This is a genomic window from Streptomyces sp. NPDC037301, from assembly GCF_055602785.1.
This window is the reverse complement of sequence record NZ_JBVJWD010000065.1, coordinates 14,013-30,771: the sequence shown is the minus strand read 5'-3', so window position 1 is coordinate 30,771 and position 16,759 is coordinate 14,013. Positions and strand designations below refer to the sequence as shown.

Annotated in this window: 19 protein-coding genes; 14 read left to right on the top strand and 5 right to left on the bottom strand. The window is 68.6% G+C overall.

The annotated features are described in order from the left end of the window. Positions 1-94 precede the first annotated feature (94 nt). Genes ACZ7IB_RS43770 through ACZ7IB_RS43760 form a run of 3 tightly spaced genes read left to right on the top strand, consistent with a single transcriptional unit; the run spans position 95 to position 2,524 of the window. Positions 95-1,669, top strand: a complete 1,575-nt coding sequence (locus tag ACZ7IB_RS43770) for a hypothetical protein (protein WP_470920563.1) — start codon at positions 95-97, stop codon at positions 1,667-1,669. Beyond that, positions 1,605-2,105 (top strand): hypothetical protein, encoded by a 501-nt coding sequence (locus ACZ7IB_RS43765; protein WP_470920561.1) that lies wholly within the window; start codon positions 1,605-1,607, stop codon positions 2,103-2,105. The genes ACZ7IB_RS43770 and ACZ7IB_RS43765 overlap by 65 nt, the downstream gene beginning before the upstream one ends. Further along, on the top strand, positions 2,102-2,524 hold the full coding sequence (locus ACZ7IB_RS43760) for a hypothetical protein (RefSeq protein ID WP_470920560.1): 423 nt from the start codon (positions 2,102-2,104) through the stop codon (positions 2,522-2,524). Before ACZ7IB_RS43765 ends, ACZ7IB_RS43760 begins: the two co-directional genes overlap by 4 nt. 96 nt (positions 2,525-2,620) lie before the next feature. Here ACZ7IB_RS43760 and trxB read toward each other — a convergent pair whose 3' ends face one another. Together trxB and ACZ7IB_RS43750 are read right to left on the bottom strand one after the other, a co-directional pair. Then, on the bottom strand, positions 2,621-3,595 hold the full coding sequence (gene trxB, locus ACZ7IB_RS43755; protein WP_470920559.1) for a thioredoxin-disulfide reductase: 975 nt from the start codon (positions 3,593-3,595) through the stop codon (positions 2,621-2,623). Beyond that, positions 3,592-4,014 (bottom strand): arsenate reductase ArsC, encoded by a 423-nt coding sequence (locus ACZ7IB_RS43750; RefSeq protein ID WP_470920566.1) that lies wholly within the window; start codon positions 4,012-4,014, stop codon positions 3,592-3,594. The genes trxB and ACZ7IB_RS43750 overlap by 4 nt, the downstream gene beginning before the upstream one ends. Before the next feature lie 94 nt (positions 4,015-4,108). On the opposite strand from ACZ7IB_RS43750, the gene ACZ7IB_RS43745 reads away from it, so the two are divergent. Genes ACZ7IB_RS43745 through ACZ7IB_RS43725 form a run of 5 tightly spaced genes read left to right on the top strand, consistent with a single transcriptional unit; the run spans position 4,109 to position 7,163 of the window. Continuing rightward, complete coding sequence (locus ACZ7IB_RS43745; protein WP_470920558.1) at positions 4,109-4,417, top strand: ArsR/SmtB family transcription factor; 309 nt, start codon at positions 4,109-4,111, stop codon at positions 4,415-4,417. Continuing rightward, positions 4,414-5,541, top strand: coding sequence for an ACR3 family arsenite efflux transporter (arsB, locus tag ACZ7IB_RS43740; RefSeq protein ID WP_470920556.1), 1,128 nt, complete (start codon positions 4,414-4,416; stop codon positions 5,539-5,541). The genes ACZ7IB_RS43745 and arsB overlap by 4 nt, the downstream gene beginning before the upstream one ends. Next, a complete protein-coding gene (locus ACZ7IB_RS43735; protein WP_470920554.1) occupies positions 5,541-5,762 on the top strand; it encodes a DUF2180 family protein in 222 nt (73 codons plus the stop codon). The genes arsB and ACZ7IB_RS43735 overlap by 1 nt, the downstream gene beginning before the upstream one ends. After that, positions 5,759-6,820 carry an ArsO family NAD(P)H-dependent flavin-containing monooxygenase gene (locus ACZ7IB_RS43730; RefSeq protein WP_470920553.1) on the top strand — a complete coding sequence of 354 codons (1,062 nt, stop codon included), beginning with the start codon at positions 5,759-5,761 and terminating at the stop codon, positions 6,818-6,820. The genes ACZ7IB_RS43735 and ACZ7IB_RS43730 overlap by 4 nt, the downstream gene beginning before the upstream one ends. Positions 6,821-6,842: 22 nt before the next feature. Further along, the gene (locus ACZ7IB_RS43725) at positions 6,843-7,163 is read left to right on the top strand and encodes a DsbA family protein (RefSeq protein ID WP_470920551.1); all 321 of its coding nucleotides are present in this window, start codon (positions 6,843-6,845) and stop codon (positions 7,161-7,163) included. A 7-nt stretch (positions 7,164-7,170) separates the two neighbouring features. On the opposite strand, the gene ACZ7IB_RS43720 is transcribed toward ACZ7IB_RS43725, so the two are convergent. Continuing rightward, positions 7,171-8,223 (bottom strand): flavin-containing monooxygenase, encoded by a 1,053-nt coding sequence (locus ACZ7IB_RS43720; RefSeq protein ID WP_470920549.1) that lies wholly within the window; start codon positions 8,221-8,223, stop codon positions 7,171-7,173. Positions 8,224-8,237: 14 nt separating this feature from the next. On the opposite strand from ACZ7IB_RS43720, the gene ACZ7IB_RS43715 reads away from it, so the two are divergent. Further along, positions 8,238-8,501: an ArsR/SmtB family transcription factor gene (locus ACZ7IB_RS43715; RefSeq protein ID WP_470920565.1), complete on the top strand. Its 264-nt coding sequence runs from the start codon at positions 8,238-8,240 to the stop codon at positions 8,499-8,501. Between the two features lie 21 nt (positions 8,502-8,522). Here ACZ7IB_RS43715 and ACZ7IB_RS43710 read toward each other — a convergent pair whose 3' ends face one another. Next, positions 8,523-8,888, bottom strand: a complete 366-nt coding sequence (locus ACZ7IB_RS43710) for an ArsR/SmtB family transcription factor (protein ID WP_470920547.1) — start codon at positions 8,886-8,888, stop codon at positions 8,523-8,525. 105 nt (positions 8,889-8,993) lie between these two features. Between ACZ7IB_RS43710 and ACZ7IB_RS43705 the strand changes: the two genes are divergently transcribed. The 4 genes from ACZ7IB_RS43705 to ACZ7IB_RS43690 all read left to right on the top strand — a co-directional run bounded on the left by ACZ7IB_RS43705 (position 8,994) and on the right by ACZ7IB_RS43690 (position 14,126). Further along, complete coding sequence (locus ACZ7IB_RS43705; RefSeq protein WP_470920545.1) at positions 8,994-10,388, top strand: NAD(P)-binding domain-containing protein; 1,395 nt, start codon at positions 8,994-8,996, stop codon at positions 10,386-10,388. Next, positions 10,385-11,413, top strand: a complete 1,029-nt coding sequence (locus ACZ7IB_RS43700; protein WP_470920543.1) for an MFS transporter — start codon at positions 10,385-10,387, stop codon at positions 11,411-11,413. The genes ACZ7IB_RS43705 and ACZ7IB_RS43700 overlap by 4 nt, the downstream gene beginning before the upstream one ends. 192 nt (positions 11,414-11,605) lie before the next feature. Beyond that, on the top strand, positions 11,606-12,205 hold the full coding sequence (locus tag ACZ7IB_RS43695; RefSeq protein ID WP_470920541.1) for a TIGR03086 family metal-binding protein: 600 nt from the start codon (positions 11,606-11,608) through the stop codon (positions 12,203-12,205). A 1,249-nt stretch (positions 12,206-13,454) separates the two neighbouring features. Continuing rightward, positions 13,455-14,126 carry a helix-turn-helix transcriptional regulator gene (locus ACZ7IB_RS43690; RefSeq protein WP_470920540.1) on the top strand — a complete coding sequence of 224 codons (672 nt, stop codon included), beginning with the start codon at positions 13,455-13,457 and terminating at the stop codon, positions 14,124-14,126. Positions 14,127-14,510: 384 nt separating this feature from the next. Here the strand turns inward: ACZ7IB_RS43690 and ACZ7IB_RS43685 are convergent, their stop codons facing one another. Further along, positions 14,511-14,711, bottom strand: coding sequence for a hypothetical protein (locus ACZ7IB_RS43685; protein WP_470920538.1), 201 nt, complete (start codon positions 14,709-14,711; stop codon positions 14,511-14,513). 379 nt (positions 14,712-15,090) lie between these two features. Here ACZ7IB_RS43685 and ACZ7IB_RS43680 point away from each other — a divergent pair, with 379 nt between their 5' ends. Next, positions 15,091-16,758, top strand: a complete 1,668-nt coding sequence (locus ACZ7IB_RS43680) for a carbamoyltransferase N-terminal domain-containing protein (protein WP_470920536.1) — start codon at positions 15,091-15,093, stop codon at positions 16,756-16,758. Position 16,759 lies beyond the last annotated feature (1 nt).

Here is a 16,759-nt window from a genome sequence, read left to right as displayed (position 1 = left end):
TCGTCCGCCTCGACAGGACCGTCGAGCAGGACCGCGTGCCCGGGGCACCCCGACCTGAGCTGAATCGGATTTTGTAGCGACTCTGAAGCCAGGCATGATCGCCTCGGCGGATGGGCACATCCAGCCGCCCCACCGGGACGCCCATGCCGAGATCACCGCCGTGTGGTGGCCCACCTTCCCCAACGCCCTGCGCCCGCACTTTCGCGCCTTCTTCCTGGCGGCCCTTGATCATCCTGTCCCTGTCGAGCCCAACGGCCGACAGAGTCCCGGTGAGCAGGCCGGCATCGGCACGCTTTCCTACTGGATCATCGACATGCGGGTGATCGCCCGCTGGCTGGACGACCAGGGCCTCGAGAACCTCTCGGACGTTCGTGACCATGACCTGGACGCCTTCCGGACGTACGTCCTCGACCTGGAGGGCAGCGATGGGCGAAAAGCGGACTTGATCGGCGCGGTACGGACTCTGTGGCTCTTCCGCGACCACATGCCCGGCAAGTGCCGTCTTGACTGCGACTTCCCCTGGGCCGGCCAGACCGCCAACGAGGTCGTCGGCGCGACGGTGAAGAAGCGGAGGGAGAACAAAACCCCGCGTATCGCGGACGCGACCATGGAGGCCCTGCTGGGCTGGGTACTGGTGATGATCGAGAAGATCGGACCCGACATCCGGGATGCATGGCTTGAATATCAGCAGCTCGATGCCTGCACACATCTGTCACAGACCAAGTACAGCGGAGAGCGGCAACAGCGGCTCCTCACCTACATCGGGCACTGCCAGCAGAACGACCTCGCCCTGCCCGGCTATGCGCAGGAGCACGGTATAGAGATAGCCGGCGGTCACATCAACCGACTCATCGGCGTCCCGAAGACGCTACGCAGCGGTCTGACCGCCGGGCAGACGAGACTCCTCGCCCACAGTGGTCTGGCCGTGAGTCCCGTGGCCGGAGTCGGGACGATCAACGGCCGGGTGAACGGCAAACCGTGGCGGGAGAACCCCATTGATGTCGCGGAGCTTCCCACGCTGGTCCGACTGTTGAGTGCCGCGCTGTTCACGGCCATCTGCTACCTCTCCGGCATGCGTCCGGGAGAGGTGCTCAACCTGCGGCGCGGCTGCCGCAGCATTGACGACGAGACGGGGGAACTGCAGGTCAACGGGCACCGCGGCAAAGGCTTCGACCGCGCACCTGACAGCCCGGACTTCGCTGAGCCGCTGTGGCCCTGGGTCGTGGTGGAGACAGTCCACGCGGCCATCGCGCTTCTCGAGAGCCTGCACGAGCCCCCTACTGTCCCCCTCCAGCCTCGTCGCCGCTCACCACGAGCGCCCGTCCACCGTCAACGCCCGCAAGAGCGGGGCCATGAACAACGACATCCAGGACCTGATCTCCTGGATCAATGCCAGCTTCCGGCGAGCGGATGGCAACGACACCATTCCGGCCGACCCCGCTGGCCACATCTATGCCACCCGCTACCGACGAACCCTGGCCCGATTCATCGTCCGCAGGCCAAGAGGACTGATCGCGGCCGCACTTCAATACGGACATGTAGACACAAAAGTAACGCTGAGTTATGCGGGCAACGAGGACCCGGCGTGGCTCCAGGACGTGGCAGTGGAGAAACTCGAATTGATCACCGACCAGATCGAGGAGGACACCCGCCGCCTCGAAGCCGGTGAACATGTCAGCGGGCCTTCCGCCCAGGAGTACCGGGAACGCGTCGCACGGTCCGCACCCTTCGCCGGCCGGGTCGTGACAGGTGTACGCAACGTCGAGCGGCTCCTCGAACAAGCCGACCCCGCAGTTCACCACGGACAGGCAATGACCTGTGTGTGGCAGGCCGCGACCGCTGCCTGCCGGAAGGCGAAGCTCACCCTGGGCCTGCCCGGCGCCGACGCCCCGGACGAGGCCGAGTGCCGGTCCGCCTGCGCGAACCTCGCGTACACCGACCGCGACATCAGAACTGCAGTAAGAACTCGTCATCCTGCAAGCAGACGCTGCAATCCGCTGGCACCCAAGCCGCGTCGGGACCGGGCCGCCGCCCAGGCCGCGCGGCATCTGACCATCATCGAGCGCCACCACTGTACGAGGGAAGACGAGGAAGGCATCGCATGACGAGTCGACGCTCCCGGGACCGGGAAGCCGAGTGCACGGCGCTGCGGAGTGCCGCGGACTGTCTCCTTGCCGGCACCCCGCTGCGATCGGAGTCAGGACGACTCACGGCCACCGAGCTGCTGCGCGAGTCCGGCCTGAGACGAGATGTCGCCTACGGCGACCACCGGGACCTCGTCCTGGAGTTCCAGGCTCGCGTCAGAGCCCAGAACGCCACACCGGCTGCCATGCAGGAACTGGCCGACAAGTACAGCGCGGTGAAGGAGAAGCTCGCGGCCGTCACGGAGAACCTCGCGAAGGAACAGCTCGTCAGCGCCGCACTGCGTCGGATCGTCGCCGAGCTCGACCTTGAACTGATGCAAGCCCGAGAGGAGCTTGAGCAGTCCCGGAACGTCACCCGTCTTCCCGCACCGCGTCGGTGACCGTGCGGGGTAGCGGCGGGGCGCACGCCCCAGGTGCGCAAACGCAGTGGCGCGAGCCCACTCGAAGTTGTGAACGGGTCCGCTCCGCTGCAGTGCTCAGGGCAGGACGGCGGCCGGTTGCGACTCGGTGTCGACCGACTTGCGAGCGGCGAGGTATCGCTCGGCGTCCAGGGCCGCGGCCGCGCCAGTCCCGGCGGCGGTGATGGCCTGACGGTAGGTGTGGTCGACGACGTCGCCAGCGGCGAAGACGCCGGGGAGGTTCGTACGGGTGGAGGGCGCCTCCACCTTGATGTACCCCTCGTCGTCCAGGTCGATCTGACCGGTGAAGAGCTCGGTGCGCGGGTCGTGGCCGATCGCGATGAACAGCCCGGTGACCGTCAGGTCGCGCGTCTTGCCGGTGAAGGTATCGCGCAGGACGACACCGCCGAGCATGCCGTTCTCTTCCTTGATCTCCGCGATCTCGCTGTCGAAGGCGAAGGAGATCTTGTCGTCGGAGAAGGCCCGGTTCTGCATCACCTTCGAGGCGCGCAGGGCGGAGCGGCGGTGGACGATGGTCACGGACTTGGCGAAGCGGGTCAGGAAGGTGGCTTCCTCCATGGCGGTGTCGCCGCCGCCGACCACGACGATGTCACGGTCGCGGAAGAAGAATCCGTCGCAGGTGGCGCACCAGGACACGCCGCGTCCGGAGAGTTCTTCCTCCCTGGGGATGCCGAGTTTGCGGTAGCCGGAGCCGGTCGCGACGATCACGGTCTTCGCGCGGTGGACAGTGCCGGTCGAGGCGGTGAGCAGTTTGACGGGGCCGGTGAGGTCGACGTCGGTGATGTCGTCGTCGATCATCTCGGCGCCGAACTTCTCGGCCTGGGCCCGCATCTTGTCCATCAGGTCGGGGCCGTCGACGCCCTCCGGAAAGCCGGGGAAGTTCTCGACCTCGGTGGTGGTGGTCAGGGAACCGCCGACGAAGATGCTGCTGCCGAACAGTACGGGCTTGAGCCGGGCGCGGGCGGTGTAGAGGGCGGCGGTGTATCCGGCGGGGCCGGAGCCGATGATGACGACGTCGTGGATGCCGCTCACGCCGTGGCCTCCGGGGCGATTTCGGCGATCAGGCCCTCGACGAGGGTCTTGATCTCGTCGCGGATGGGGCGGACGGCCGCCACGCCCTGTCCGGCCGGGTCTTCGAGCTTCCAGTCGAGGTAGTGCTTGCCGGGGAAGACGGGGCAGGTGTCGCCGCAGCCCATGGTGATGCACACGTCGGACTCACGGACGGCGTCGATCGTGAGGATCTTCGGGGTCTCGGCGGAGATGTCGATGCCGACCTCGGCCATGGCCGCGACGGCGGCCGGGTTGACGGCGTCGCCGGGGCTGGAGCCGGCGGAGCGGACCTCGACGCGGTCGCCGGCCAGGTGGGTCAGCCAGGCGGCGGCCATCTGGGAGCGGCCGGCGTTGTGGACGCAGACGAACAGGACGGACGGCTTGCCGGAGGACTCGGCCATGTTGATCGTTCTCTCTCGTCGCATGGCGGGACCAGCCGCCAATGACTTCAGCCCCTGCTGGTATCAGCAGGCAATGATGTGAGAGTATCAGTGCATGCTGACTTCAGTCGATCCTGATCTGATCCGGGTGCTGGGCGATCCGCTCCGCCTCCGGATCGTGACCCTGCTGGCGCGCGAGACGCTCTGCACGACGCACCTGGTCGAGGAGACCGGAGCGAAGCAGACCAACCTGTCCAACCACATGAAGGTGCTGCGCGAGGCAGGTGTGGTGGAGACGGAGCCGTGCGGCCGCTTCACCTACTACAAGCTGCGCCCCGAGGTTCTGGCCGGCCTCTCCGAGCAGTTCGCCGCGCTGGCCGAGTCCGCCCGCAGCGCCGCCGAGAACAAGAGGGCCTGCCCGTGACCACCGCGCGTACCACGACGGCCACCGCTGCCGACCAGGCCGCGGGCGGGGACGACTCGATCGTCAGGAAGCTCTCCACGCTCGACCGCTATCTCGCGGTGTGGATCCTGCTCGCCATGGCCGTCGGCCTGGGCCTGGGGCGGCTGATCCCCGGGATGAACGACGCGCTGGCGAAGATCGAGGTCGGCGGGATCTCCCTGCCGATCGCGCTCGGCCTGCTGGTGATGATGTATCCGGTGCTGGCCAAGGTCCGCTACGACAGGCTCGACACCGTCACCGGCGACCGCAAGCTGATGGTGTCCTCGCTGGTCATCAACTGGATCATCGGCCCGGCCGTCATGTTCGCCCTGGCGTGGATCTTCCTGCCCGACCTGCCCGAGTACCGCACCGGCCTGATCATCGTCGGCCTCGCGCGCTGCATCGCCATGGTCATCATCTGGAACGACCTCGCCTGCGGCGACCGCGAGGCCGCCGCCGTCCTCGTCGCACTCAACAGCGTGTTCCAGGTCATCGCGTTCGGCCTGCTGGGCTGGTTCTACCTCGACCTGCTGCCCCGCTGGCTGAACCTCGGCGACGGCCAGGGCCTGGACGTCTCCGTGTGGCACATCGCCCTCAACGTCATCGTGTTCCTCGGCATCCCGCTGCTGGCCGGCTTCCTCACCCGCCGCACCGGCGAGAAGAAGATGGGCCGCGAGTCCTACGAGGCGAAGTTCCTGCCGAAGATCGGCCCGTGGGCGCTGTACGGGCTGCTCTTCACGATCGTCATCCTGTTCGCCCTGCAGGGGAAGACGATCACCTCGCAGCCACTGGACGTGGTCCGGATCGCGCTGCCGCTGCTCGTCTACTTCGCGATCATGTTCTTCGGTACCTTCCTGCTCGGCAAGGCACTCGGACTGGCCTACGACCGCACGGCCACAGTGGCGTTCACCGCTGCGGGCAACAACTTCGAACTGGCCATCGCGGTCGCCATCGCCACCTTCGGAGTCACCTCCGGCCAGGCCCTGTCCGGCGTCGTCGGCCCGCTCATCGAGGTACCCGTCCTGATCGGACTCGTGTACGTCGCGCTCGCCTGGCGCAAGAAGTTCCCGCCCGCAGCACTCACCACCCCGGGAAGGGACAGCTGATGCACTGCCTCGACTGTCGCACCGCGGGAACGAACAGCCCCACCGTCGGCGTCTGCCAGAGCTGCGGAGCCGGAGTCTGCGCGACGCATGCCCGCATCGCGACCCGGAGCGTGCGGCGCGGCAGTCTGATCGGAACCCCCAGTGAGGCCGAAGCGCGGACGGTGCTGTGCCCGGTGTGTGCCGCAGTCGAGGCACCGGCCGCAGCGGTTCTGGCCCCGTGACCGGGGTGAGCGACGTTGTGGTGATCGGCGGCGGGCAGGCAGGGCTCGTCGCCGGGTACTACCTGCGCCGCAAGAAGCTGGACTTCGTGATCCTCGACGCGCAGAGCACGCCCGGCGGGGCCTGGCAGCACACCTGGGACTCCCTGCACCTGTTCTCCCTGGCCGCGTTCTCCTCCCTGCCCGGCCGCATCATGCCCGCACAGCCGGGCCAGGAGTACCCGGAAGCCGGGCACGTGGTGGAGTACCTGACTGACTACGAGCAGCGCTACGGCCTGCCCGTTCACCGCCCGGTCCGCGTCAGGGCGGTGCGCCGGGACGGCGAACGGCTGCGGGTGGAGACGGACGTCGGCAACTGGTCGGCGCGGGCGGTCGTCTCGGCGACCGGCGCCTGGTGGCGTCCCTTCCTGCCCGCCGTTCCCGGCCGGGAGGTATTCACCGGCCGCCAGCTCCACACCGTCGGCTACCGGCGTCCGTCCGACTTCGTAGGGCAGCGGGTGGTCGTGATTGGCGGTGGGAACTCCGGCGCGCAGATCGCCGCCGACCTCGCCACCCATGACGGCATCGACCTGACCTGGGTCACTCAGCGCCCGCCCCGCTTCCTCGCCGACGACATCGATGGACGTGCCCTGTTCGACGCCGAGACCGCCCGCCGCCGCGCCCTGGACGAGGGCCGCACCGACACCGGGGGCGTCGCCTCGCTGGGAGACATCGTCGCCGTCTCACCGGTCCGCGGGGCGCGGGACGCCGGACTGCTGAAGGCTCAGCCGATGTTCGAGCGGCTCGTGGCCGACGGCATCCGGTGGAGCGACGGAACGTCCGCCCGGGCGGACGTGGTGATCTGGTGCACCGGCTTCCGCCCCGCCCTCTCCCACCTCGCCCCGCTGGGCCTGCGCGGGACTCGCGGCCACATCGCCACCGACGGCACCCGCGCGGTCAGCGAGCCACGGCTGCACCTGCTCGGTTACGGCGACTGGACGGGTCCGGCCTCCGCCACTCTCATCGGCGTGGGGCGCCCTGCCCGCGATGCCGTCCGGCAGATCGCCGAGCTGCCGGCCTGAGCGTCTGCGGCATGCTGGAGGCATGCGGATCGAGGTCGTGGTCGTGAAGGAATGCCCGAACGAACAGCTGGCTGCCAGCCGGTTGGGGCAGGCGCTGGAGGTGGCCGGACTGCACGAGGCCGATGTCGTCACACGGGTGGTCACCGACCAGGCCGAGGCCGAACGCATCGGTTTCACCGGCTCCCCGACCATCCTCATCGACGGAGAAGACCCGTTCGCAGAAGCCGGACGGGCGCAGGGGATGGCCTGCCGTCTCTACCGCACGCCCGAGGGCTTGGACGGCGCCCCCAGCGTCGGCCAACTGCAACAGGCGCTCGCGACCGCCCTCCACCACGAATCCTGATCTCGGCTCACCCGGCCGCTGCGGTACGCAACCGCTTCAGGACGTGCCTGGCATCCCGGCCGACCCCTCGCAGGGTTTTGGAGGAGAAGCTGCGCTGGAACTCCATACCCACGAAGCCGAGACCCGGCGCCGCAGTGGAGAGGCCGCCCTGATGCAGCGGCGCGCCGTTGGTGTCCAGGGTGCCTGATCCGGTCAGGTAGGGGAATGTGAAGCGGTATCCGGTGGCAAGCACGGCCGCGTCAACCACTTCCTTCGTTCCGTCGGCCCACACAACGCCGTCGGTCATGAGCCGGCTGAAGATGTCGCGTCGGTCGACGCCGTGCTGGTCCAAGGCGGTGCGGTAGTGGCCGTCATCGAGCACGGAGACGGGGACCTTTGCCAGCAGCCGCCGGATCGGTGCGACGTCGAGGCGGGTGTGCTTGAGCCACCAGTGCAGGTCCCGGCCCAGCGGGCGCTGGGGTGCCCATCCGATCGGGCGCCGGGTGGCCAGGGTGGTGTCGGCGAGAGGGCCGAGTTCGGTGGCGACCTGGATCGCGGAACCGCACCCGCCGACCACGACGACTCTCTGCCCGGCGAACGCGTCGGGGCTGCGGTAGTCAGCGGCGTGCAGCACCCGGCCACGGAAGTCCACTCGCCCGGGAACGTCCGGAACAAAGGGTGTGCCGTAGTCACCGGTCGCGGCGATGACCGCCCGTGCGGTGAACTCCCGCCCGTCACCGGCCCGCGCGGACCAGGTGCCGTCCTGGCGTGTCATGGAGGTGACGGTTGTCGAGGTGCGGATGTCGGCGGGCAGGCGGCGGGCGTAATCGCGCAGGTAGCTCACCACTTCGTCCCGCCGCGGGTAGCGGTCTGGGTCGCCGGGGAAGCGCATCCCGGGCAGGGACGAGTACCGGGCCGGAGAGAACAGGGTGAGGCTGTCGTGGTAGTGCGGCCAGGACCCGCCCGGCTCCTCGGCGCCGTCCAGCACCAGAATGCGGGTGAAGCCGTGGCGCGGGGCGAGGGCCGCGGTGGCCAGGCCGGACTGCCCGGCGCCGATGACGATGAGGTCGGCATGCTCCATGGGAACGTGAACCCCTGGCCAGCGAAACCCGCCAGAAGGTGATGCAGCAGTTCACCGGGGGCATTGAGCTGACGGTCGGCGAGATCGCCGAACGGTGCGCACTGAAGCCGTCGACCGCCTCGGAACACCTGAGCCTGCTGCGCCGCGGCGGCCTGGTGATCTCCCGCAAGGAGGGCAAGCAGGTCTTCTACCGGGCCGACGGCGCCACTATGGCCGAGCGCATCTTCGCACTCCAGGCGTACCCGGCGCTCTGCTGCCCGCCCGACTGCACCGGCTGACCCGCCGGCGCGGGCCGTTGGTCAGGAGCGCAGGTCGAGCATGGCGGACATGGCCGCCACGACGGACGGGGCGACCTGGTAGTAGACCCAGGTCCCGCGCCGCTCGGAGGTGAGGAGCCCGGCCTCGCGCAGCTTCTTCAGGTGGTGGGAGACGGTCGGCTGGGAGACGCCGACGTCGGAGATGTCGCACACGCACGCCTCGCCGCCCGCGTGCGAGGCGACCTTGGAGAACAGGCGCAGCCGCACCGGGTCCGACAGCGCCTTGAACATCACGGCCATCTTCTCCGCGTCACCCTGCGACAGTTCCCCGGCGGTGATCGGCGGGCAGCACGGCACCACGGTCCCCGCATCCAGGGCCGGCAGCTCCACAACTTCTGACTTCGACATCCGTCTATGTTGACACTCATCGATACCGAGTGGCAAGCTCCAGACATCGACACCAATCGAAACAGCGGTCGGATTCGGCTGCCTATCTCGGAGGACATCACCGCCATGACCACCACTGCAGACCTTCCGGTTGTCGTCATCGGCGCAGGCCCCGCCGGGCTGGCCGCCGCCGCTCACCTGGTCGAGCGCGGCATCGAACCGCTGGTCCTGGAGGCCGGGCCGGTCGCCGCTTCCGCGGTACGTAACTGGTCGCATGTGCGGCTGTTCTCCACTTGGGGCGAGGTCACCGACCCGGCCGCCGAGAAGCTCCTGGCGCCGGCCGGTTGGACCAAGCCCGACGCGGCCACCTATCCGTCCGGCGGGGACTGGGCCGAGCATTACCTCCAGCCGCTGGCCGATGTCCTGGGCGAGCGCGTCCGCTTGGACGCCACCGTCACCGGCGTCTCACGCACCGGCCGCGACCGTATCGTCGACGCCGACCGCGAAGCCCAGCCCTTCGTCGTCCACTTCACCACTGCCGACGGCAGTGAGGAGCGTGTCTTCGCCCGCGCGGTCATCGACGCCTCCGGCACTTGGGCCACCCCGAGCCCGGCAGGGGCCAGCGGCCTTCCCGCCCTCGGCGAGAGGACGGCGGCCGACCGCATCACCTACCGCGTCCCCGATCTGAAGGACCCGGCCGTTCGCGCCCGCTATGCCGGCAAGCGGACCGCCGTCATCGGCTCCGGCGCCTCCGCGTTCACCGCCCTGGCCACGCTCGCCGACGTTGCGAAGGGCGAGCCCGGCACGCACGCGGTGTGGGTCCTGCGCCGCGGCATCAGCGGATCCACGTTCGGCGGCGGCGCCGCCGACCAGCTGCCCGCCCGCGGCGCTCTCGGCCTGGCAGCGAAGGCAGCCGTCGACAACGGGCACGCCGACGCGGTCACCGGCTTCCGTACCGAGGCCGTCGAGCGTGACGAGGACGGCCGTCTGATCCTGGCCGGCGAGGACGGACGCCGTCTGGACCCGGTGGACGAGGTGATCGTGCTGACCGGTTTCCGCCCCGACCTGTCCTTCCTCTCCGAGGTCCGCCTCGGCCTCGACGAGCGCCTCCAGGCTCCCACCGAGCTGGCCCCGCTGATCGACCCCAACCAGCATTCCTGCGGCACCGTCTACCCCCACGGCCACCGCGAGCTGTCCCACCCCGAACAGGGTGTCTACCTGGTCGGCATGAAGTCCTACGGCCGCGCCCCGACCTTCCTGGCGATGACCGGCTACGAGCAGGTCCGCTCGGTGGCCGCGGCCATCGCGGGCGACACGGACTCCGCCGACCGCGTCGAACTCGTCCTGCCCGAGACCGGGGTGTGCGGCGGCGCGGGCCTGTTCGACACCCCCGACGCCGACCAGGCGCAGGGCGGCGGCTGCTGCGCCGCCCCCGAGCCGCAGCTCGTCCAGCTCGGCGTCCCCGCCACAGCGTCGACGGCCGAAGGCCAAGACGCGGCGGGCGGCTGCTGCGGTTCGTGACCAACCTGACCACGCACTCGAGCGGGGCCGCTGTACCGGATCACCGGTCGCGGCCCCGCGCCGTCCTGCCCGCATTGTGTGCCACCCAGATCACCAGCTGGGGCATCCTCTACTACGCCTTCCCCGTCCTGAACCCTCAGATCGCCGCCGCGACGGGATGGTCCACGGGCGCCACGACGGCCGCCTTCTCTGCCGCACTTGTCGTCTCCGCGCTCACCGGGATACGCGTGGGCCGCATCATCGACCGCAACGGCCCCCGCGCCGTGATGACGACAGGCTCGACGCTGGCAGCCGTCAGCCTCCTGACGATCGCCCTCGCCCCCAACTTCGTTGTCTTCGCTGCCGGTTGGCTGCTGGCCGGACTCTCCATGGCCGCCACCTTCTACCAGCCCGCCTTCGCAGCCCTCACCCGCTGGTGGGCCCCCGACCATGTCCGCGCTCTTACGATCGTCACCCTCGCAGGGGGACTGGCCTCCACCGTCTTCGCCCCCGCCACCGCGGCCCTCGCCGACCACCTGTCCTGGCGGGCCACCTACGTCGTCCTCGCCCTGGTCCTCGCCGCCATCACCATCCCCGCCCACGCCCTCGCACTCAAGAGCCAATGGCCCGCAGCACCGCCAGCCCCCGCTCACGTCAGCGGCACAGCCGGTGCGGTGGCGCGCAGCCGGCCGTTCTGGATGCCGGCCGGTGCCCTGACCCTCTCAGCGTTCGCCGCATGCGCGGTCGTTGTCGCCCTGGTCCCCATTCTCCTCGAACGCGGGTACACCACCAGTCAGGGGGCATGGGCCCTCGGCCTCGGCGGCGCCGGACAGACGCTCGGCCGTACCCTGTACGCCACCCTTGCCCGTCGCACCGGAACCACCGCCTGCACGGTCACCCTCATCGCGCTCGGCGGCGCGACCACCGCGGCACTCTCTTTCGTGTCCGGCCCGTACATCCTGATCATCGCCGTCGCCGCCGGCATGGTGCGCGGCAACCTCACCCTGCTCCAAGCAACTGCTGTCACTGGCTTCGTTGATCTCTAGGAACAGCGTTTGTCGACTGGTTTCGGAGTCACCTGCTGATCAGTGGGGCCGTGCATGTCGACGAGAAGTGACGGCACTACTGGCTCAGTCCCGGAGACCCACCTTTCGGGCAAGTGGCCGGCGGGCGTGCCTCCGGGGCTCGGCGGCTGATTTCCGCCAGCACGTCGCCTTCTGCACTCCTACGCTGCGGCCATGTCATACCGCTTCGCTGGCATCATCGACCGCTATCTACTCTCCGGTTCCGAGTTCACCCACAGGCTGCGCGCGGTACGGGCCGAGCAGTGGACGGTACCCACCCCCTGCGCAGAGTGGGACGTACGCCACCTCGTCAACCACATGACCCGGGGAAACCTCAACTACGTCTCTCTGCTGGATGGTGGCTCGGCCGCCGACTTCCTCCGGCTCCGGGACGAGGACGCTCTGGGCAGCGATCCGGTGGGTGCCTACATCCGGTCGGTGCGGGAGTGCGCCGAGGCGTTCCGGAGGCCGGGCGTCCTCCAGCAGACTCTCGACTACCCTCTCGGCCCGGTGACCGGAGAACAGGCCCTCGCAGTCCGCACCACGGACGCGACCATTCACACCTGGGACCTGGCCCGAGCCGTCAACGCTCCCGAGAAGCTCGATCCGGAGCTCGTCGCCTGGATCGAAGAGCACCTCGCCGAAATTTACGCCGGCTTGGCGGAGTCACCTGTCTCCGCCGACACTACCCACCGCTTCTTCGCCGCGCCAGGGGCTCCACCCGTGGCCGGGGAGGCCCGCCAAGCCCGGTTGCTGCGTCTGTTCGGCCGCTGAGCGAAGGGAAAGGCGAGCTCGACCTTCGACAAATGCACCGGAACTCTTCAATCTGATCAGCCCGCATCAGGCCGTCCCACGAGACCACCCGGGTGAGCGATAGCAACGACTCCAGCTTGGCGTCACGGACATGTAGTCTATGAATCTTCGCAGTTCAGAGCCGGTATCCGACTCCTGCGGTCGGTGATGTCGAGTACACATGGGGTGTCGACGCGGAAGTTGTCACGTTTTCCGTTGCGTCAGAGCCGCGCGCGGAACGGACGGCCGGAGTGTGAAGTTGTGTTGTGATGCTGCCTCTCGACGGATCGGTCAGGGGCCGGCGGTGGATGTTCAATAGTCCAGCGTTGTCGCTGCTTTCTTTGCGTGTCTCACATGCCTCAGCTCCCGTTGAACGGTTGTGGGGTTAGCGGTTGATGGAGGTCGTGTCGGGGTTGATCGGCCGCCGGGCGGGCGCTGTGCGGTGTGCAGTGGATCGGCACGTGCGGTCAGGTGGGGGCGGTTCGTTCCGGGTAGCAGGGTGTTCCGCCGGTGGAAGGAGGCGGACTGCATCTCCTGCTTCCATTCCTTCAGTGAGCGGATGGCGAATTCGCTGTGCTCGGCGGGGTCCAGAACGATGCTGCCTACCTGATGCCCGGTCAGTCGGCCTCTGTCGAAGACGAATCCGATCCTGCGGCGGGTCACTCCTCGCACGGAGCCAGGAACTGCGTGGCCAGCAGCCGTGGTGCCCTGGCGATGTGCAGGCCCGTCTCGTCAAGGCCTTCGCGGACGGCGCATTGCCATGGGGTTTCGCCGGGACCATGTTCCTGCCGGGCCACTGCTACAGCCCGGGGTCTCGCGCAGCACGCAGTTGGATGGGGTGGTCGGCTTCGTAGGTCACGTAGAAACAGCCGAGCACGGTGGCTTTGGTAGGGCGGCGACGTACTGATCCGGTGGGACCCAACTGCTGTTCACACCGACTTTTGGTCATCGCTGGCCGTTTTCGGCCTTCCGGAAGAAGGAAGGCTCAATTTCTGCGTTTGTGTCGCGGGTTCATTGGTGGCGGCGCAAGGGGGTTTGAAATGTGACCTGCGTCACGGTGTGGTAAGTGGCCTGCGCGCTACTCTCATCGAACTCGCAGCCGGGGGGCGTTACGTGGCTGGCGTGGCTCTGGTGGTTGAGCGTGTCGGGGTACCGCCGGACTCGCTGTTTCGATGGGGGAAATGTCTTGCAGCGTCCCGAGATGTGCGAAAACGCGAGCAATGATAGAGACGTGCGGGTATCGGATCTGATCACCACCTGCGATCCGGCCATGGCCTACGCGTTACTGTGCCGGGCACTTCCCGCACTGCCGCGCAACCGCGCCCTGGTCCGGCTGACCGGTCGCTTCGCCGCCGAGACGGTCGGCCGCCCGGCCTCGGAGCTTTCGCGGCTTGTACGGAACGAAGTTCTCCGGCGCGGTCACGACCTGCGGCTGCTGGTCGGCCACTCCGCCGTGGCGGAGCCGGTCGCCCGCAGCCTCATGACCCGCATCGCGGGCGAGGGAGCTCAGATCCGCGTCTCCTCCGGGCTTCTGCCCAACCTGGCCTTCTCCGGCAGCGGACTCGCCGTCGTGTACGCGTCCCCCCGGGATGGGCGACAACAGGCCGCCCTGGTGGCCCGGCACGAGGCCGTGAGCATGCTGGACCAGTGCCAGCAGGCGCTGTGGGAGCGCGCCTCGGAGCCGAATCAGCTCTGCTACGCCGTCCGCTCCGTGGCGCTCGACACGACCCAGGCGCAGGTTCTGCGGCTGCTCGGCTCTGGTGCGAAGGACGACGCCGCAGCGCGTCAGATGAACGTATCCGTTCGCACCTATCGACGTCATGTCGCCGCCATTTTGAAGTCCCTGCATGTCAACACCCGCTTCGAGGCGGGGATGAAAGCGGCAGAACTCGGTCTTGAGTAAGCGCCGACCGTCCACTCGGGAAAACACGGTTCGGCGGTGGCAGGTTGATACCAAGTTTCCTTTGGAAGAACGCTTGCTGAGTCGTCATCCGGCTTCCAAGTCGATCGCCGGATCACCCGGCCATCAGTAACGTCGCGCCATTCCGCAGGGGTGCGCCGAAACTTCCGATGGCGGAAACAGGTGACGCATGGCGACGATCCCGGAGGTCCTCCGGAGACATCCTGGCGGCAGGTCACGTCGCGTCCCGATGCGGTCGCCGCCGCGACGGCCGACCGGCGGCAGCCCTGCGCCTCACTGGATGCCGGCTCCGACGGCCTGCCCGTGAGCCGGTGGCGAGCCGGTCCTCTTCTCGGCGCTGTTCGCAGAGGTGAGGGCCGACTGGCCCTACAGTTTCGCCCGCCGCAGGGCCTGCCGGTCGGCGGGGACGTGGTGAACACTGCTGCGGCGTGATGGTCGTGGGAGAGCGAGCCGTAGGCCCGCGAGGACGGCCGTGGCGAGCTCGTGGCCGCGCTCCAGCAGTAACGCGATTTGTGTCCCGGCCCACCTGCCCCGGGCGCTCAGCAGCCCGGCGACCAAGGACGGCATGTTGCCCAACCTGGTGTAGTCGAAAGCGAGTTGGCCGTCGCGGACGATGGCGTCCGGGTGCTATCGCGCCTGCACGGCGAACAGGTCCGGAAGAGTTGAGTCGGCCGGAAACCGGAGCCGGGCCTCCGCAGCGGGCCCCACTCGATTCCTCCCGGGTCGGGCCGGGTTCGGAGTTCCGAACTGTTCGGTCGTCGAAGGACAGTCGCCGGAGACCATACAGACCTCGAAACCCGCTCAGGTTCCACTGGTGCCGTCCTTGACCGGAACTTGCCATCATCGGCGCCGCGTCTGGTGCGGCGCCACGGAGACCCATCAGCCTGCTCTCGGACCTGTTGCGGATTTCAGCGACGGACTTCGGCGACCGAGAGAGGTAGCGCAAGTGCTGATAGCTGGTGTGAAGGCCTCGCACGACGGCGGTGTCGCCCTCATCGACGGGAACCGCCTCGTCTTCAGCATCGAGGTGGAGAAGCTCGACAACAACGTTCGATACTCACAGCTGCGGGACCTGGAGCAGGTCGCTGAGATCCTGCGTTCCCAGGGCGTGGAAGCGGAGGACGTCGACCAGTTCGTCGTCGACGGCTGGTGGCCGGAGAAGGGAGCGGACGTCCCCAGCGTGGCCACCACACGGGGCGGCGAGCACCTCGTGCTGCCGGTGGCACCATACGTGGACGGGATCCAGTCTCTGGACCCGTTGCACCGGTACGAGTTCACCGAGCACCACTTCAACTCCGGGGCGCGGGGCTACGTCAGCTACCACCACGTCAGCAACCATGCACTCGGCGCGTACTGCACCAGCCCGTTCGCGCAGCGAGGCGAGGACTCGCTGGTCCTGGTCTGGGACGGCGGCATATCGCCCCGGCTGTACCAGGTGAGCGCCAGGACCCGAGCAGTCAAGCCGGTGGCACCGCTGTTCGCGACGACCGGCAACATCTTCGCCGACTTCTGCGCCTTCTTCGACCCCTTCCGCCACGAGGACGTCGCTCCCGAGGCACGCGAGCTGCATCACCTGGGAGTGGCCGGCAAGGCGATGGCCTACGCCGCGCTCGGCACCGTTGGGGAGTCGGCCTTCGCCACGTTCGACAAACTCCTGGAAAGCCTGCCGGAGATCTCGACCTTCAACGCGGCGGAGCTCGGTCGTCGAGTCACCGCGGAGCGCTCAACGCTCTTCCCCGGCATGACCAACGCGGACATCATCGCAACCTTCCAAGAGTACCTGGGCAAGCTGCTGCTGGACCGGCTCTCCCACGTGGTCAGGAAGCGATTCATGGGGCAGCGGCTCAACCTGTGCCTGGGCGGCGGCTGCGCGCTGAACATCAAGTGGAACAGCGCCATCCGCAACAGCGGGCTCTTCCGTGACGTCTGGGTGCCGCCGTTCCCCAACGACGCCGGTGCCGCGATCGGAACGGCCACCTGCGAGTTGTACCGGCAGACCGACCACCTGGCGCTGGAGTGGAGCGTCTACAGCGGCCCGCAGGTGACCGAGGGCGAGCTGCCGGCGGGCTGGACCGTCCGGCCGTTCGACGAACGCGAACTGGCCCAGCTGCTGCACACCGAGGGCGAACCCGTGGTGGTCCTCTCGGGCCGGGCCGAGCTCGGCCCCCGGGCCCTGGGCAACCGCAGCATCCTGGCCCCGGCGGTGGATCCGGGTATGAAGAAGCGGCTCAACGAGATCAAGAACCGGGCGGACTACCGCCCCGTGGCGCCGCTGTGCCTCACCGACCGGGCCGCGGACATCTTCGACCCGGGCACCCCGGACCGCTACATGCTGTTCGACCACAAGATGCGGCAGGGCTGGGCCGAGCGCATCCCGGCGATCGTGCACCTGGACGGCACCGCGCGGCTGCAGACCATCGACGCCTCGGTGGACTCGGCGGCGGCCCGGGTCCTCGTCGAGTACGACCGCATCAGCGGCATCCCCGTGCTGTGCAACACCAGCGCCAACCTCAACGGCAGCGGCTTCTTCCCCGACGTCGCCTCGGCCGCGCGCTGGGGCCGGACCCGGTACATCTGGTCCGAGGGGCGCCTCTACACCAATCCGCAGTCCTGAC

Bases quoted from the DNA above. Each gene is read 5' to 3' on its own strand.
- ACZ7IB_RS43770 (WP_470920563.1), top strand. From the start codon at position 95: ATGATCGCCTCGGCGGATGGGCACATCCAGCCGCCCCACCGGGACGCC.
- ACZ7IB_RS43760 (WP_470920560.1), top strand. From the start codon at position 2,102: ATGACGAGTCGACGCTCCCGGGACCGGGAAGCCGAGTGCACGGCGCTG.
- ACZ7IB_RS43750 (WP_470920566.1), bottom strand. From the start codon at position 4,014: ATGGCCGAGTCCTCCGGCAAGCCGTCCGTCCTGTTCGTCTGCGTCCAC.
- ACZ7IB_RS43745 (WP_470920558.1), top strand. From the start codon at position 4,109: ATGCTGACTTCAGTCGATCCTGATCTGATCCGGGTGCTGGGCGATCCG.
- ACZ7IB_RS43735 (WP_470920554.1), top strand. From the start codon at position 5,541: ATGCACTGCCTCGACTGTCGCACCGCGGGAACGAACAGCCCCACCGTC.
- ACZ7IB_RS43725 (WP_470920551.1), top strand. From the start codon at position 6,843: ATGCGGATCGAGGTCGTGGTCGTGAAGGAATGCCCGAACGAACAGCTG.
- ACZ7IB_RS43720 (WP_470920549.1), bottom strand. From the start codon at position 8,223: ATGGAGCATGCCGACCTCATCGTCATCGGCGCCGGGCAGTCCGGCCTG.
- ACZ7IB_RS43710 (WP_470920547.1), bottom strand. From the start codon at position 8,888: ATGTCGAAGTCAGAAGTTGTGGAGCTGCCGGCCCTGGATGCGGGGACC.
- ACZ7IB_RS43705 (WP_470920545.1), top strand. From the start codon at position 8,994: ATGACCACCACTGCAGACCTTCCGGTTGTCGTCATCGGCGCAGGCCCC.
- ACZ7IB_RS43695 (WP_470920541.1), top strand. From the start codon at position 11,606: ATGTCATACCGCTTCGCTGGCATCATCGACCGCTATCTACTCTCCGGT.
- ACZ7IB_RS43685 (WP_470920538.1), bottom strand. From the start codon at position 14,711: ATGCCGTCCTTGGTCGCCGGGCTGCTGAGCGCCCGGGGCAGGTGGGCC.